This window comes from Bacillus sp. SRL543 (assembly GCF_984799205.1).
In genome coordinates, this window is record NZ_OZ481794.1 from 1,284,066 (window position 1) to 1,299,220 (window position 15,155).

General features: G+C 47.1%; 12 protein-coding genes and 1 riboswitch. Of the genes, 7 read left to right on the forward strand and 5 right to left on the reverse strand.

What is annotated here, in order from left to right:
- Positions 1–6 precede the first annotated feature (6 nt).
- The 3 genes from AC4E8B_RS06640 (at position 7) to AC4E8B_RS06650 (ending at position 4,954) form a co-directional block, all read left to right on the forward strand.
- Positions 7–1,218, forward strand: a complete 1,212-nt coding sequence (locus tag AC4E8B_RS06640; protein ID WP_490217794.1) for an MFS transporter — start codon at positions 7–9, stop codon at positions 1,216–1,218.
- Positions 1,219–1,432: 214 nt separating this feature from the next.
- Entirely contained in the window at positions 1,433–3,844 is a 2,412-nt protein-coding gene (locus tag AC4E8B_RS06645) for an immune inhibitor A domain-containing protein (protein ID WP_490217795.1), read from the forward strand.
- 249 nt (positions 3,845–4,093) lie between these two features.
- On the forward strand, positions 4,094–4,954 hold the full coding sequence (locus AC4E8B_RS06650) for a YihY/virulence factor BrkB family protein (RefSeq protein ID WP_490217796.1): 861 nt from the start codon (positions 4,094–4,096) through the stop codon (positions 4,952–4,954).
- A gap of 48 nt (positions 4,955–5,002) precedes the next feature.
- Here the strand turns inward: AC4E8B_RS06650 and AC4E8B_RS06655 are convergent, their stop codons facing one another.
- On the reverse strand, positions 5,003–5,317 hold the full coding sequence (locus AC4E8B_RS06655) for a DUF948 domain-containing protein (protein ID WP_490217797.1): 315 nt from the start codon (positions 5,315–5,317) through the stop codon (positions 5,003–5,005).
- A gap of 200 nt (positions 5,318–5,517) precedes the next feature.
- Positions 5,518–5,619, forward strand: a riboswitch (purine riboswitch).
- A gap of 111 nt (positions 5,620–5,730) precedes the next feature.
- Here AC4E8B_RS06655 and AC4E8B_RS06660 point away from each other — a divergent pair.
- Complete coding sequence (locus tag AC4E8B_RS06660) at positions 5,731–7,026, forward strand: NCS2 family permease (protein WP_490217798.1); 1,296 nt, start codon at positions 5,731–5,733, stop codon at positions 7,024–7,026.
- A 166-nt stretch (positions 7,027–7,192) separates the two neighbouring features.
- Positions 7,193–7,813 carry a nitroreductase family protein gene (locus tag AC4E8B_RS06665; RefSeq protein ID WP_490217799.1) on the forward strand — a complete coding sequence of 207 codons (621 nt, stop codon included), beginning with the start codon at positions 7,193–7,195 and terminating at the stop codon, positions 7,811–7,813.
- Between the two features lie 44 nt (positions 7,814–7,857).
- Here AC4E8B_RS06665 and AC4E8B_RS06670 read toward each other — a convergent pair whose 3' ends face one another.
- The 3 genes from AC4E8B_RS06670 to AC4E8B_RS06680 all read right to left on the reverse strand — a co-directional run bounded on the left by AC4E8B_RS06670 (position 7,858) and on the right by AC4E8B_RS06680 (position 10,919).
- Positions 7,858–8,421, reverse strand: coding sequence for a helix-turn-helix domain-containing protein (locus AC4E8B_RS06670; protein WP_490217800.1), 564 nt, complete (start codon positions 8,419–8,421; stop codon positions 7,858–7,860).
- Positions 8,422–9,526: 1,105 nt separating this feature from the next.
- Entirely contained in the window at positions 9,527–10,270 is a 744-nt protein-coding gene (locus AC4E8B_RS06675) for an STAS domain-containing protein (RefSeq protein WP_490217801.1), read from the reverse strand.
- Positions 10,260–10,919, reverse strand: a complete 660-nt coding sequence (locus tag AC4E8B_RS06680; protein WP_490217802.1) for a cobalamin B12-binding domain-containing protein — start codon at positions 10,917–10,919, stop codon at positions 10,260–10,262. The genes AC4E8B_RS06675 and AC4E8B_RS06680 overlap by 11 nt, the downstream gene beginning before the upstream one ends.
- A gap of 530 nt (positions 10,920–11,449) precedes the next feature.
- On the opposite strand from AC4E8B_RS06680, the gene AC4E8B_RS06685 reads away from it, so the two are divergent.
- Together AC4E8B_RS06685 and AC4E8B_RS06690 are read left to right on the forward strand one after the other, a co-directional pair.
- Positions 11,450–12,151 (forward strand): winged helix-turn-helix domain-containing protein, encoded by a 702-nt coding sequence (locus tag AC4E8B_RS06685; RefSeq protein ID WP_490217803.1) that lies wholly within the window; start codon positions 11,450–11,452, stop codon positions 12,149–12,151.
- Positions 12,141–13,541: an ATP-binding protein gene (locus AC4E8B_RS06690; protein ID WP_490217804.1), complete on the forward strand. Its 1,401-nt coding sequence runs from the start codon at positions 12,141–12,143 to the stop codon at positions 13,539–13,541. The genes AC4E8B_RS06685 and AC4E8B_RS06690 overlap by 11 nt, the downstream gene beginning before the upstream one ends.
- Before the next feature lie 244 nt (positions 13,542–13,785).
- Here the strand turns inward: AC4E8B_RS06690 and AC4E8B_RS06695 are convergent, their stop codons facing one another.
- Entirely contained in the window at positions 13,786–15,147 is a 1,362-nt protein-coding gene (locus AC4E8B_RS06695; protein ID WP_490217806.1) for a hemolysin family protein, read from the reverse strand.
- Between the last annotated feature and the right edge of the window lie 8 nt (positions 15,148–15,155).

A 15,155-nucleotide genomic window follows, 5' to 3' on the forward strand; every position in this document is an offset into this window, starting at 1 on the left:
GAGTGGATGAACCAGGAACAGGCAGCAAAACGAAATGTAATGATTATGTGGTTTGCCAACTTTTTCGTGGCGGCCAGCATGACGATGGTATTGCCATTTATCTCTTTATATATAGAAACATTCGGCGACTTTTCAGAGGAATATGTCCAGCAATGGTCAGGGTGGACATTTGCGATCACTTTTGTGACTGCTTTTCTCTTTTCTCCTATTTGGGGAAAGATCGGGGATAAATACGGGCGGAAAAGAATCCTGCTAATTTCCGGCTTTGGCATGGCTGTCTCTATCTTTATGATGGGCTATGTCACAAGCGTAGGGCAGCTTTTCCTGCTGAGACTTTTCATGGGAATGTTCACGGGCTTTATATCCCTTTCCCAGGCCTTCATCTCTACACAGACGCCGCAAAGGATCGCAGGAAGGGTCCTCGGCACCCTGCAGACAGGAAGCATTACTGGATCGCTGCTTGGCCCGATGCTCGGAGGGGTCCTTGCTGACTCGCTAGGGTACGCGACAACCTTTCAATGGACCTCGATTTCCATTTTTATCTCAGCGGTTCTTGTTATTTTTACAAAGGAATTCAAGGTTGAACTCAAAAAAGGTACAAAAACGAGCTACTCCAGTAAAGAGGTCATCAGGCATATTGCGGCAAATCCTGTCCTTTTGACCGTGCTTTTCATCAGCATGCTCATTCAGATCGCCCATTTCAGCATTCAGCCGATTTTATCGCTGTATGTCAATGAGCTTCACGGCCATGAGAACATTGCCTTCTTTTCGGGCATTGCCTTTTCAGCAGCCGGTCTCGGCAACTTGCTCATGGCAAGGAAATGGGGCAAAATCGGGGATGAGTCCGGATACCTGAAAGTGCTGGTAATCCTGCTGTTTATGGCCGCTGTCGTCTATTTGCCGGGGGCATTCGTGACGAACATCTGGCAGCTCGTTGTCATCCGGTTCCTTCTGGGGATTGCCATTGGCGGCATCATTCCGGTCAGGATTGCCTATATCCGCCAGGAAGCACCTGTAAGCATGCAGGGGGAAGTGCTTGGCTATAATACCAGCCTCCGCTTCCTGGGCAATATCATCGGACCGGTCCTTGGCGGCTTTCTTTCCGGATATTTCGGATTTTCGTCGGTCTTTTATGTAACAAGCTTTTTATTGCTGATTAGCGGTGTGCTTCTCATTGCAGCCATGAACCGCAATCCTGAATTAGCGGACAACCATTAAACTCTCCTTTTAGGGGAGTTTCTTTTTTGGTGATTTAATAAAATATTAGAATAATTTACCTTTTATATTCATTTTACAATCATAGAGATATTTCATATGAATTTCGAGAAAACTAGGTATTTTAAATTATATGAATATATAAATAATGGTGCTAAAGAATTATTGTTCGGGCCTCGAAATAAAAGTATACTCGTTATTAGACAATTTCGACTTGATGGTGTTGTCAGAATACTTTAGGGAGGCTATCACATTGAAAAGAACAAAGAAAGCAGCTTCCGCTGTATTGGCTGCAGCTATGGGGCTGAGCGTATTTTCAGCCGGGGCATTTGCGCCTGTCCAAAAAGCGCAGGCATATAATGCTGTATCCAGCCCATACGCAGGGGCACAAGCAGATTTAGGCATCGCCAATGATGAAAGATTAATAGAGCTCTTGAAAAAACAGGGGAAGATTTCAAAGGATGCTACACATTCGGAAGCTGATAAGGCTTTAAAGAAATTCCTGAAGACCAAAGCAGAGAATGCAGTTAAGGTTCCCGCTGGAAAAGTAGGAAAAGAGCTGAATGTTTCTGAACAGAAGGATAAAGGCAAATCAGGAAACGGATTGAAGAACGGAAAAGGCAATAAGCTGGGGCAAGCCAAAAAGGCCCATGTCGATCCGATCGAAAAGGAAAATTATGATGGGGAAACAAGAGAGGATAAAGTGCTTGTCCTAGCCATTGAGTTCCCGGATTATAAGCACAGCTCCATTACAAAAGAAGAATCTGATATGTTCTATGAAGATTACCCTTTAGAGCATTTCCAGGATATGATTTTTGGAGAGGAAGGCTATGAAGGGCCTTCAGGCCAGAATCTTGTTTCTATGAAGCAGTACTATGAACAGCAGTCCGGCGGCAGCTATACGGTCGACGGGAAGGTTGCCGGCTGGTATACAGCCGATCATCCTGCTGAATATTATGGCGGGAACGTCCCTGCACCGGATGGAAATGATAAGGCCGCAAGAAGCCTTGTGATGGAGGCGCTGAGTAAAGCGGCGCAGGATCCAAATGTGAACTTGACTGAGTACGATAAGTGGGACCGTGACGATTATGATGCAGACGGCGTTTATAACGAGCCGGACGGCCTTATCGACCATCTGATGGTCATCCATGCAGGCGTTGGCGAAGAAGCCGGCGGGGGATCGCTTGGCGGAGATGCGATCTGGTCTCACCGTTCAAAGCTTGGATCCGGTCCGGTTGCAGTAAAAGGGGCAAAGTCCGACAGTGACCGCTGGGGGGGAGTACTGGGTGCCTGGGACTATACGGTCGAACCTGAGGACGGGGCAGCCGGAGTGTTTGCCCATGAATACGGCCATGATCTCGGCCTTCCTGACGAATATGATACACAATATACAGGGCAGGGAGAGCCTGTCGCCTACTGGTCGATCATGTCGAGCGGAAGCTGGGCAGGAGATGTGCCTGGGACAGAGCCTACAGGATTCAGCGCCTATGCAAAACTGATGCTTCAGAATTGGCATGGAGGCAACTGGCTCTCTGGTGCAACCATTTCCTCGGAGGATGTAAATTCTAAAGGGATGGAATTTCTCCTTGATGAGGCTGCAACTAAAGGAACGAATAATGATGCGGTCAGGATCAGCCTTCCGCAGAAAGAAAATATCGTAAATACACCGGCGAGCGGCTCTTATGAGTATTTCAGCGGCAGCGGTGATGAACTGAACAATTCGATGACAGCTTCACTCGATCTTACCGGCGCCACACAGGCAGAGCTTTCCTTCAAGGCCTGGTATGATATTGAAGAAGACTGGGATTACGCGTCAGTCCAGGTCCGTGAAGAGGGGACTGAAGAATGGGTGTCCATTCAGGGCAATCTTACAACCGATACAGACCCGAATGATCAAAATCCGGGCTTTGGCATTACAGGCAATTCAAATGGATGGACAGACGGCACATTTGATCTTTCTGCTTTTGCCGGCAGGAAAATTGAGGTTAAATTCCATTATTACACAGATGTAGCAGCTACAATGCCGGGATTCTATGCAGATGATATTATCTTTTCAGCGGATGGGAAGGAAATCCTGAAGGATGATGCAGAAGGAGACTCCGTGTTTGCGCTGGAAGGATTCACAAAGGACCAAGGGAAATTTTATTCAGACCATTATTATCTCCTCGAATGGAGATCTCACAATGGCGTGGATGCCGGGCTTGCCCATGTGCGCCGCGGGGACAGCCTGATCAGCTATGATAAAGGCCTTGTTGTATGGTATGTGGATGATTCCTTTACAGATAACTGGACTGGCATTCATCCGGGAGAGGGATATCTTGGGGTTGTTGATGCCGATCAGCATGCTTTAAAATGGAACGATGGTTCAGTTGCCAACAATCGCATTCAGATGCATGATGCAGCATTCAGCCTGAATAAATCAAGTAAAATGCTGATTGAGTACTTGAACCAGGGGCTCAGCCTGAAAGATAACCAGACGAAACAAACGCCGATATTCGACGACCGTGCTGACTACAGCAATCCAGGGCTCGTGGATGTAGGCCGCAAAGTACCGAAGGAAGGGCTGAAGTTCCGTGTTACAGGAGAGAGTGCTGATGGAACAGTCGGAAAGGTCCTGATCTTTAAATAAGTTTAAAAATCCAGCCTGAAGCCAGGCTGGATTTTTTTACTCATTGATTGGATTCAGGCAAAGCTGCGGCATGCCGGTTTACCCGCTCTGCCGTGTTTTGGGGACAGTGCCATTGATGTTTTGCCCCTGCTAATGTTTGGCAATAAGCTGGAATATAGAATAAAGAGGTTAGCTGCCGGCATTAGGGGGAAAAGGAGAATAAATCATTATCCCCAATAAACTGGTCCGGCAGGAGTTGAAGAATGACAAATGAAAATAATGATATCTTATTTGAAAAAACTGGGAAAGGAAATAAAAGAGGACAGGGCAACAGGACTTGCAGCTGAGCAGGCATATTATTATATGCTTTCGGTTTTTCCGATTCTCATTCTGCTGCTGTCCATTGTTCCATATCTTAATATCGATCCGCAAAAGGCCATTTCTTTTTTACAGACCATCATGCCTTCTGAAACGGCAAGTGTGTTTGAAGAAAATGTCGTGAATATCGTGACGAAGCCGAGCGGCGGATTGCTGACCTTCGGTATTATCGGTACACTATGGTCCGCCTCCAATGGGATGCAGGCTTTCATCCGGGCCATGAATCAGGCATTTGATGTAGAGGAGACACGATCCTTCATCAAAGCAAGGCTCATTTCAATGGGCTTGACACTCGGCCTTATTTTATCCCTGATTGTTGCTTTGATTCTTCCGGTGTTCGGAAATGTGATTTTGAATCTGGTCCAATCTTTTATTGATATCCCGGAAGAAATGCAAATTCTGTTTTCTGTTCTAAGATGGGTTATCGCCATTGTGGTGATGGCAGCTGTCCTTTCTGTTTTGTATAAGCTGGCGCCGAATAAGCATTACCCTTTTAAGCACGTTATACCTGGCGCCATTGCAGCTACAGTCATATGGCAGCTGATCTCACTTGGACTGTCCATCTATATCGGGAATTTTGCCAATTACTCAGGGACCTATGGCAGTCTTGGGGGAGTCATCGTGCTCATGCTCTGGTTCTATCTGACTGGCCTTGCCCTCGTTGTAGGCGGCGAAATCAATGCGATCTACCATCGGGAGCGTGTCAGCCCTACAGTGCGGGCAAAGAAAAAAGCTGCAGCTTCAATCAATTGATAACTGATCCATAAAAAAAGGAACCTCCCGGGTTCCTTTTTTTATGGATTAATTGAGTTTGTTCACATAAGGAATGCGCTTGGTCCAAAGCTTCTTAAACAGCTTCGGGGTTTGCTTTGCCTGTACGACAACATGGTTGACTTTTTCTTTTTTCATCTGTATATCCTGCTGGATTTCCTTTTGGTGCGCCGTAAGCTCGTTTGTCTGTATTTTGATGTTGTCAGTCTGTTTCTGCAGCCTTGCAGCTGTTTCTGTCAGATTTTGAATAGCAGGCTTGGAATCCTTATAAATTTTAAAGGCGCTGATGCCAAGATAAATAAGGGCACCGGCAAAAATGGCTAAGCTGATGTAGACGATAATCATATTCTGCACCTTCCTTTCATTTAAAATATAACCTTACTTTTTAAATACCCATTCTGCTGCAGGTTTAACAGTAAATATGCGCTGCCGGCTTGTAAAAATCACCCAGGAGGCTTAAGGGCTGGCGGGAAAACGATATCAGTAGTCTGAATTTATTTTTAAATTGACGCTTCCCGAGTCCGCTTGTTAGAATGGCAACATTATATTCATAAAATATTTTTTTCTGTATATGTCCGGAAATAAGGTCCGGACGTTTCTACCAGGCTGCCGTAAATAGCTTGACTACAGGTATTTTCCCCGTATTTATATTTGGGGATTCCTGTATATTTGCGCTGCAGCTTCGCTTGTAAAAGCGGGGCTTTTTTGTTTAAGTTCTGGTCAACAATAAGAATAAATAAATTCTGCAGGAGGCCCAAATGTCCACTTTCTTTCAATTTACTTCAAGAGGCACCACATATAGACAGGAGACGATTGCCGGCATCACCACGTTTTTATCCATGGCTTATATCCTGATCGTCAACCCAATCATCCTGAGCCAAGCCGGTATGGACAAAGGCGCTGTTTTTACAGCAACAGCTCTTTCAGCAATCATCGGGTCGCTTTTGATCGGCCTGCTGGCCAATTATCCTATCGGGATTGCGCCGAGCATGGGCCTGAATTCGTTTTTTACTTTTTCTGTTTGCATCGGTATGGGAATTCCCTGGCAGACAGCCTTGACTGGCGTATTCGTCTCGGGTGTGCTGTTTGTCATCTTGAGCCTGATGAAAATACGCGAAAAGATCATCAATGTCATTCCAGGGGACCTGAAGCATGCCATCGCTGCAGGAATCGGCTTTTTTATCGCCTTTATCGGGCTGAAAAATGCGGGTCTGATTGTAGGGAATGAAGCAACATTCGTTTCGATCGGCAACTTGAAGTCACCTGCTGTTTTACTGGCTGTTTTCTGTTTTATCCTTACTGTCATTCTGCTTGTAAAAGGCATAAAAGGCGCCATTTTCTATGGTATGGTCATTTCTGCAATCGCCGGCATGGTTTTTGGGGTGATAGAATCCCCTAAGCAAGTGGTCGGCCCCATCCCAAGCCTTGGACCGACCTTCGGGGAAGTGTTCCTTCATTTGGATCAAGTGTTCACGCCGGAAATGCTGGCCGTGATCTTCACGTTCCTGTTCGTAGCTTTCTTTGACACCGCCGGAGCCCTGATTGCGATTGCCAGCCAGGCGGGACTGATGAAAAATAACGAAATCCCGAACGCCGGCCGGGCACTGCTTGCCGATTCCGCTTCAACGGTTGCAGGCTCTATCCTCGGGACTTCTACGACAGCATCCATGATTGAATCGAGTTCAGGGATTGCGGCAGGGGGAAGAACCGGATTCACTTCTGTCATCATTTCAGGCTGCTTTGCCGCTGCTTTGTTCTTCTCGCCGCTGCTTGGCGTCATTACGGCTGAAGTAACTTCTCCCGCCCTGATCATCGTGGGGGCCCTGATGGCATCTGAAGTCCGTCTGATAGACTGGACCAGGCTTGAAATAGCGATACCGGCATTTGTAACGATCCTGATGATGCCGCTCACCTTCAGTGTCGCAACCGGGATTGCATTGGGCTTCATTTTATATCCGGCTGCTATGCTTGCCCTGAAAAAAGGAAAAGAAATCCACCCGATCATGTACGGTCTATTCGCGGCCTTCCTGGCATATTTCATTTATCTTGCCTGATGGGAATAGGGCGATGAGGGCGCGGTTATAGTAAGGGGGCCGCTGCGGGCGGCCCCTTTCGCTATGCAATGCAGCAGCAGTAAGCAGAGTTGCTTGACGGTAAATATTTTTTCATTATAATATCGACAATGTATATCCGGATTTTTTATCTTAGGAGTGAACCTTTATGATACAGCAAACAGCAGATTTTTTTGAAATAGCAGCCGGACGCAGGTCCGTAAAAAATTATGACCCGGAAAGCAAGCTTTCACATGGTGAAATAGAAGAGCTGCTCGAGTTGGCTTCAAAAGCACCATCTGCATGGAATCTGCAGCATTGGAAATTTCTCGTTTTCCATGGCGGCGAAGCGCAGCAGCGCCTGCTGCCGATCGCTTACAATCAGCAGCAAATCGTGGAGGCCTCAGCCGTTTTTGCGGTTTTGGGGGATCTGGAGGCAAATAAGAACGCAGAACCGGTTTTCAGCCAGGATGTGTCTGACGGGCTTATGACGGAAGAAATCAAACAGATTCTAATCAAGCAAGTTGAGGGAGCTTATAGAGACAAGGGAAAAGCCAGAGATGCAGCATTCAGCAATGCCTCATTGGCTGCCATGCAGCTGATGCTGGCAGCTAAGGCAAAGGGACTGGATACATGCCCGATAGGCGGTTTCAATGTTCCTGCATTTGTTGAAGAATTCAGCGTGTCTGACCGTTATGTCCCAATCATGCTGATCACTGTCGGAAAAGCAGCGAAGCCGGGACGGCCGACCAATCGTCTTGCCGTCGGGAAAATTGCAGAGTGGGTTTAAGGCTGCACAAAGAAGAACGATGCCATAATTGGCATCGTTCTTCTTTATGTGGCTGTGCCCGGATTGGCGGAGATTCCTGTTGAGGCGGTCGCTGCGCCGATAATTTTGCCTTCACTGTCGAATAAAGGGTGTGCAAAAACGACATAGGTCATTTCTCCATCGGAGAGGGGAAAGGTAATTTCCTCGCGAAGGTTTTGTCCTGTATCAATCACTTTTTGTTTAAGGGCCATAAGTGCCCTGGTGCCGCTGTTGTCGGCAAGCTCCACGTCACGCAGGCCAATTGAGCCCTCGGAAGTGAAATCAGCATGCGGATTGAAGAGCCAGGTATATCTGAGATCAAGATCGCAGTGTGCGATGACCATGGGCGCCTGCTCCATCGCAAATCGGAAGGGGCTCTCATCTGCAAGAACGAAGGTGGAAGGGTGAAAGTCGAGGATGCTCGCTATTTTCTGCCTGATTTCTTCACTTGGGTTCCTGTCGCCATTCTCAATCTGTGCATAATATGCCCTGTCGATGAATGTTTTGGATGCAATTTCTTCCTGTGTCATTTTTCTTCTTTTTCTAAGTGTGCTGAGCCATGTCCGGGCATTTGATTTATGTTTTTTCATAAAGTTACCGTACCATTTCCTGGGATAGCAGTGATATTGGGCAGGAAAGCCTCACGGAGGCTCTCCTGTTTCTATGTCTTTCTCCGGCACCTGGGTGCCGGGGGCATTCAGGCGCTGCCACAGGACGCGGCGTACTTATCCTGCGTTCCTTTTTGAACAGCCGCCTGCGCTTTTCGAATTGTCCAGCTCCGGCGGCTAGAGCCTCGAGTCATAAGCCAATCAGGCCAGAAGGTTAAAGAACAACCTTCCGTCCTGCTTGGCTTATGCTTGAGGCCCACAGGATGTGGGTCATGCAGGCGTTGCCACAGGACGTGGCGTACTTAGCCTGCGTTCCTTTTGGAACAGTCGCCTGCGCTTTTCGAATTGTCCAGCTCCTGCTGCTAGAGCCTCGAGTCATAAGCCAATCAGGCCAGAAGGTTAAAGAACAACCTTCCGTCCTGCTTGTCTTATGCTTGTCGGCTCTGGGCAAGCCGCCTGCGCTTTTCGAATTGTCCAGCTCCGGCTCCTAGGTGCTCGAGTCATAAGCCAATCAGGCCAGAAGGTAAAGAACAACCTTCCGTCCTGCTTGGTTTATGCTTGAGGCCCACAGGATGTGGGTCATGCAGGCGTTGCCACAGGACGTGGCGTACTTAGCCTGCGTTCCTTTTGGAACAGTCGCCTGCGCTTTCGAATTGTCCAGCTCCGGCGGCTAGAGCCTCGAGTCATAAGCCACGCAAGAATTAAAGGCAAAGAGCGCCTTTTATTCTTGCGCGTCTTATGCTTGTCGGCTCCGGGCAAGCCGCCTCCGCTTTTCGAATTGTCCAGCTCCGGCTCCTAGGTGCTCGAGTCATAAGCCAATCAGGCCAGAAGGTAAAGAACAACCTTCCGTCCTGCTTGGCTTATGCTTGAGGCCCACAGGATGTGGGTCATGCAGGCGTTGCCACAGGACGTGGCGTACTTAGCCTGCGTTCCTTTTTGAACAGTCGCCTGCGCTTTTCGAATTGTCCAGCTCCGGCGGCTAGAGCCTCGAGTCATAAGCCAATCAGGCCAGAAGGTTAAAGAACAACCTTCCGTCCTGCTCGTCTTATGCTTGTCGGCTCTGGGCAAGCCGCCTCCGCTTTTCTTTCTATATCCCTTTTTTTATGGCCTTATGCAGGCTGTTGATGTATTTGGCTTGGAGGCCGGGGAAGTTGTTGTGGATGACTGCTGCCTGTTTAGGGTCTATGCCTATCAGGACGGATTCTGCACCCAGCAGGGTGACTTGGGAAAGGAGCTGCTGGAACAGGATCAGCCCGTCCCGCGAGATGCTGCCGACGCCGTTGAAGTCAAACAGGACGCGATTCACATTTGAATTCTGCAGCCGGTTCAGCAGCCGCTCTTTATTCTGGTTGATCAGCTGTTCTGAGAGCTCTCCAAATAGAGGGATGAGCACAAGTTCATCTGAAATATGGATGAAAGGACAGGAAAGCTCAAGCACCTTTCTATAAGACCTCTCAGCGCTTTCCTTGCTCTCAAGCAGATCAAGATTTGTTTCTGCAAGCCGCTGCCTGTGCTTTTCCACCTGGCCGGCAAGGATATTTATCTTATCATCTTCCTCGATCAGCAGAAGGTGTGCAGCATCCCCGTCCCAGCTGATATGCACTTTAACTAAAGCAAAAGGGGAAGAATGGGTTTTCATATTCAGCTCTGTCCGCTTTTTCGTTTTATTCAGAAGGACATTCTTCGCTTTTTCTGTACTTTCATCATCAATCAGCTCCAGCAGGTTTCCTGCAGGCATAAATAAGCTGGCAGCTTCAGCAGAGCTTTCAAGGATATCAAGTTCTTCATTTATTTTAAAATAAGGCAGGGGCAATCTAGTATTATCTAGCATTCAATTCCGCTCCAGAAGGTAAAGTTGGAATCCACTGCTCAATGTCTATGAGCTCTTTCAACAGCTTTGTTTTGCCGGAGCAATGGCCGGTAAAATCGTAATATTTAAGGAGCCGGCCCCCGACAAATACCACAGGAGCTTGAGGGAGGCTTTCGAGTTCTTTTATATAAAAGGAAAGCTTCTCGGCATGATTGATCATGGTGAAGGACAGACCTATTACATCGGGCTTCCACTCTTCCGCCGATTCCTTTCCTTTCTCTAAAGGAACATCCGGGCCAAGCAGCCTTGTTTCCCATCCTTTTTCTTCAAAGATGATAGCGGCCATCTTCAGCCCCAGAAAGTGCTGTTCATTTTCCAAGCAGAAAAACATCGCTTTTCTGCCTTTTTTCGGCTGGACTTCCCTGGAAACCTGATGCCTGTAGCGGGAAAGCACAAAATCACATGTGGTGGTGGCTAAATGTTCATCAGCGACGGAAATATCGTCATTCTGCCATAGCTCGCCGACACGCTGCATGGATTTAGTAATCAGCTTTTCAAAAATATCAAGTGTATTGGATGACTGCCTGTGCCGCCCATATATAATCTCCCATGCTTCATCCTGGTCTCCTGACAGCAGGGCATCGGTAAGCTGTTTTACGTATTGTTCCATTATAACCACCTTCTTCAGTAATATTGGTCGCGCGGCAAGGAGATTCTGTCGGCTTTACCTTCGCTGGTGCCCCTGTGCCAAATTTCAGGAAGGTGGGAATTCAGCGGTGAAAATGTGTTAATATAATTATATTTTAAGGGTTTTATAAAGGAAATAAATAAAAGTATTGAAAGTCAGGGCTCTTAATGTTATTCAGTGTAACATAGTTCTGTTCATTTTGCGGGATGCAGGATTTAACAGCAATACGTTTATTTTATCTAATTATGCAAGCCGGTAACAACTATTTACATCCCGGAGATGTGGCTTTCCTGCACCATTGAAGGGAAAAGTTCCTGTACAGGCCGGGGAATTGGATATGGAGAATTTTATGGTTTAATATGAGTATAAATGCCCTGAAGTGCAGGGGAATCCTTGGTCAGAAAAGCATCACGGTTTCTTATCATTTTATTAGAATTCTAAGGAATCCTCTCCCGGGGTGCTGCAGAGTTTTCAATATATTAACGGGCGCTTGTCCGGGGATGGTGTTTGATATGAAAATATTAGTCGTTGAAGATAATGAAAGTGTCTGTACGATGCTTGAAATGTTTTTTATGAAAGAAGACTATACAGGCAAGTTTGTCCACAGCGGCCAGGAGGGCTTCGATGCCTTCAATAAAGAATCTTGGGATCTGGTCATCGTCGACTGGATGCTGCCTGTCATGGATGGTGTTACGCTCTGCCGGAAAATCAGGGAATTGAGCACGGTCCCCATTATCATGCTGACAGCAAAGGACAGTGAATCAGATCAGGTGCTGGGTCTTGAGATGGGAGCGGATGACTATGTGACAAAGCCATTCAGCCCGCTTGCCCTTATGGCGAGGATCAAAGCTGTTACAAGGAGATACCAGGCCGATTCATCCAAGCAGGAGGAAGGAAACTATATATCCAGCCAGTATTTCAAGATCAGCAAGGATACGAGAGAAGTGCTGTACAAAGACCAGCCCCTGAAAAATCTGACTCCGAAGGAATTTGATCTGCTTTATTATTTTGTCAAAAACCCGCGGCAGGTTTTTTCCAGGGAGCAGCTTCTTGACCGGGTGTGGGGGTATCAATTTTATGGTGACGAGAGGACGGTCGACGTCCATATCAAGCGCCTGCGGAAGAAAATCGGCACTTCCTCCCAGCCTTTCATCCATACGGTATGGGGAATAGGCTATAAATTTGATGAAGCGGAGGCCGCAGGTGAAAATTAAATATTTCTATCAGCTCCTGATCAGCCATATCAGCATCCTGATCATGGCTTTCCTGCTATTGAGCCTGCTTTTTACCCAGTTCGTCCAGAATTATGTTTTTCAAAACAAGACGGAGGAGCTCAATGCTTACGGCGAACAGGTGCTGAAGGAGCTTTCAGTCAGGCCGGTTGGCAATGAGCAGTTTCTGGAGGAATACAGCCGGCTGCTGAGGGCCCGCAATATCAACTATTATCTGTTTGACGGCAATTACAGCGTCATCTATCCCCAGACCAGAGGGCTCAGCTTATTATTTACGGATGAAGAGAGGAGAAGGCTTGCCGAAGGGCACTCAATTTCCATCAAGCATGACATCAAGCGCTTTGAGCAGGAAGTGACACTGGTAGCCATCCCTTATATGCATGAAGGCAGAATGACAGGCGGAATTCTCCTCATGTCCCCGATCAGCGGGGCACTCCAGATGGCCAGCCAGCTGAATAAATTCCTGCTGTACACCATTATCATCAGTCTGACTGCAACACTCCTCCTCAGCTGGGTGCTGTCCAAAAATCTTCTTAAGCGCATTAAAGAATTGAGGAATGCGACCTCGATGATTTCCAAGGGAGACTATAATGTTAATATCAAGAACACCCAGTTTGATGAAATAGGAGAGCTTGCAGATGATTTTAACCATATGGCCGCAAAGCTCCGCTCTTCCAATGAAGAAATCGAAAGGCTTGAAAACAGGCGGAGGACTTTTATTGCCGATGTGTCGCACGAAATGCGCACGCCGCTTACGACGATCAGCGGTGTGGCAGAAGGCCTGAAGAACAATCTCATACCCGATCTGGAAAAGCAAAAGGGCATGGATTTGATTGACCGGGAAGCGAGAAGGCTTATCAGGCTTGTGAATGAAAATCTGGATTATGAGAAGATCCGCTCCAACCAGATCAAGCTGGACATTGGCAATATCCAGGTACTGGATCTGTTTGAAGTAGTCAAGGAACAGCTGGACTTCCAGGCTGAAGAAAAAGGGATCGAAATCATGCTTGATGCGGACGAGGAGTTATATGTAAAAGCAGATTACGACCGCATCATCCAAATCATCATCAACATTGTCAAGAACAGCATCCAATTCACAGATGGTGGAACTGTGTGGCTGAGAGGGCGGGAAGGTGACGCGGAAACGGTCATTGAGATTAAAGATACCGGGATCGGCATCGACCCGGGGGAAATTGAATCGATCTGGCATCGCTTCTATAAAGCCGATCTCTCAAGGACGAGCAGCACGTTCGGAGAATTCGGGATCGGCCTTTCCATCGTCAAACAGCTCGTACAGCTTCATAATGGAGAGATTGAGGTAGAAAGCGAAAGAAATCAAGGGACGCTCTTTAGGATTAGATTTCCGAGATGAAGGGTAACATTTTTCTTTTAAATCCCCCGTTTCCGCGAAGTCTGGTAGCGGGCAATACTTATTATTTTGCAGCTGGCCATACATCCGAGAGTCCAGCTGGGACACAGGTCTGGGCAAAAAAAGCCATGTCAGGCACCCGAAAAGCCAGCTGTATCTCTTGTGGCCAGCCTTTTCAAAATAGTGTCATGAGCCCAATTAAGCACCAATCAAAAAACCTTTCCCGCACCGGGAAAGGTTTTTTTCTCTAGGAAAGGACCTCCGACTTAGTCAGCATAATCTGTTCAGTCTGCTGTTCGACCGGCTCCGCCTGTTCCTGGAGTTTCTTTATTTCGATATATTTGATATGATGATCTTCCATTTCAAGTATGGTGAAGTCATATGAATCAAAATGAATCGTATCGCCCTGCTTCGCTTCATAGTTCTCTGTCAGGATCCATCCGCCCATTGTGTCCACATCCTCATCATTGATTTCAAGGCCGAGGAGGTCGTTCAACTCACTTACAAGAACTTTGGAATCAATGATTAGATGGTCTTCAGCCATCTTCCGGACCATAGGGACCTCATCATTGTCAAATTCGTCACGGATGTCGCCGACTATTTCTTCTATTATATCTTCGACTGTCACAAGGCCGGAAGTCCCGCCGTATTCATCCATCAGTATGGCCATGTGAATCCGGTCCTTCTGCATTTTCACCAGCAGGTCATGGATCGGAATCGTATCGATGACCCGGATGATCGGCCGTGTGTACGCTTCAAGCGTCTTGGAGGTTATCTCCCGGTCCTTGATGAAGTCAGTGATGATTTCCTTTATGTTGACCATCCCGATAATATGGTCTTTATCTCCATCGATGATCGGATACCTAGTGAACTTTTCGTCATGTACGATCTGAAGGAAGGTATCGAGCGTATCATCTTTGGCAAGCGAAACGATTTCCGTCCGCGGGACCATGATTTCCTTAGCGATCCTGTTATCAAACTCGAATATTTTGTTCACATACTTAAACTCAGACTGGTTGATTTCACCACTTTTAAAGCTTTCGGACAAAATGATGCGAAGCTCCTCTTCAGAATGCGCCAGGTCGTTCTCGGAAGCAGGCTTTAATCCAAAGAAGCCAGTGATTAAGCGTGCAGAGCCATTAAGCGCCCAGATGAATGGATACAAGATCCTGTAAAAGGCGATCAGCGGACGGGAAAATGCAAGCGTAATCCATTCAGCTTTTTGAATAGCAAGAGTTTTTGGCGCGAGTTCCCCGATCACAACGTGGAGGAACGTGATAAATCCAAAGGCAATAGAAAAAGAAAGTATATGTGATACAGATTCCGGAATGCTGAGGTTTGCCAGCACCGGCCTTAAAATATGCTCGACTGTTGGTTCTCCGAGCCACCCAATTCCCAGCGCGGTCACGGTAATGCCAAGCTGGCAGGCGGACAGGTAGCCATCCAGGTTCGTAATCACTTTCTTTGCAGCAAGTGCAGAACTGCTGCCTTCTTCTATAAGCTGGTCAATCCTTGAGCTTCTCACCCTGATAATCGCAAATTCCGAAGCGACAAAAAATGCCGTAAAAGCAATTAAAATGGCTATAATAACCAAGTTTAATATGTCCAATAAGTTTC

Bases quoted from the DNA above. Each gene is read 5' to 3' on its own strand.
- AC4E8B_RS06640 (WP_490217794.1), top strand. From the start codon at position 7: ATGAACCAGGAACAGGCAGCAAAACGAAATGTAATGATTATGTGGTTT.
- AC4E8B_RS06645 (WP_490217795.1), top strand. From the start codon at position 1,433: ATGGTGTTGTCAGAATACTTTAGGGAGGCTATCACATTGAAAAGAACA.
- AC4E8B_RS06650 (WP_490217796.1), top strand. From the start codon at position 4,094: ATGAAAATAATGATATCTTATTTGAAAAAACTGGGAAAGGAAATAAAA.
- AC4E8B_RS06655 (WP_490217797.1), bottom strand. From the start codon at position 5,317: ATGATTATCGTCTACATCAGCTTAGCCATTTTTGCCGGTGCCCTTATT.
- AC4E8B_RS06660 (WP_490217798.1), top strand. From the start codon at position 5,731: ATGTCCACTTTCTTTCAATTTACTTCAAGAGGCACCACATATAGACAG.
- AC4E8B_RS06665 (WP_490217799.1), top strand. From the start codon at position 7,193: ATGATACAGCAAACAGCAGATTTTTTTGAAATAGCAGCCGGACGCAGG.
- AC4E8B_RS06670 (WP_490217800.1), bottom strand. From the start codon at position 8,421: ATGAAAAAACATAAATCAAATGCCCGGACATGGCTCAGCACACTTAGA.
- AC4E8B_RS06675 (WP_490217801.1), bottom strand. From the start codon at position 10,270: ATGCTAGATAATACTAGATTGCCCCTGCCTTATTTTAAAATAAATGAA.
- AC4E8B_RS06680 (WP_490217802.1), bottom strand. From the start codon at position 10,919: ATGGAACAATACGTAAAACAGCTTACCGATGCCCTGCTGTCAGGAGAC.
- AC4E8B_RS06685 (WP_490217803.1), top strand. From the start codon at position 11,450: ATGAAAATATTAGTCGTTGAAGATAATGAAAGTGTCTGTACGATGCTT.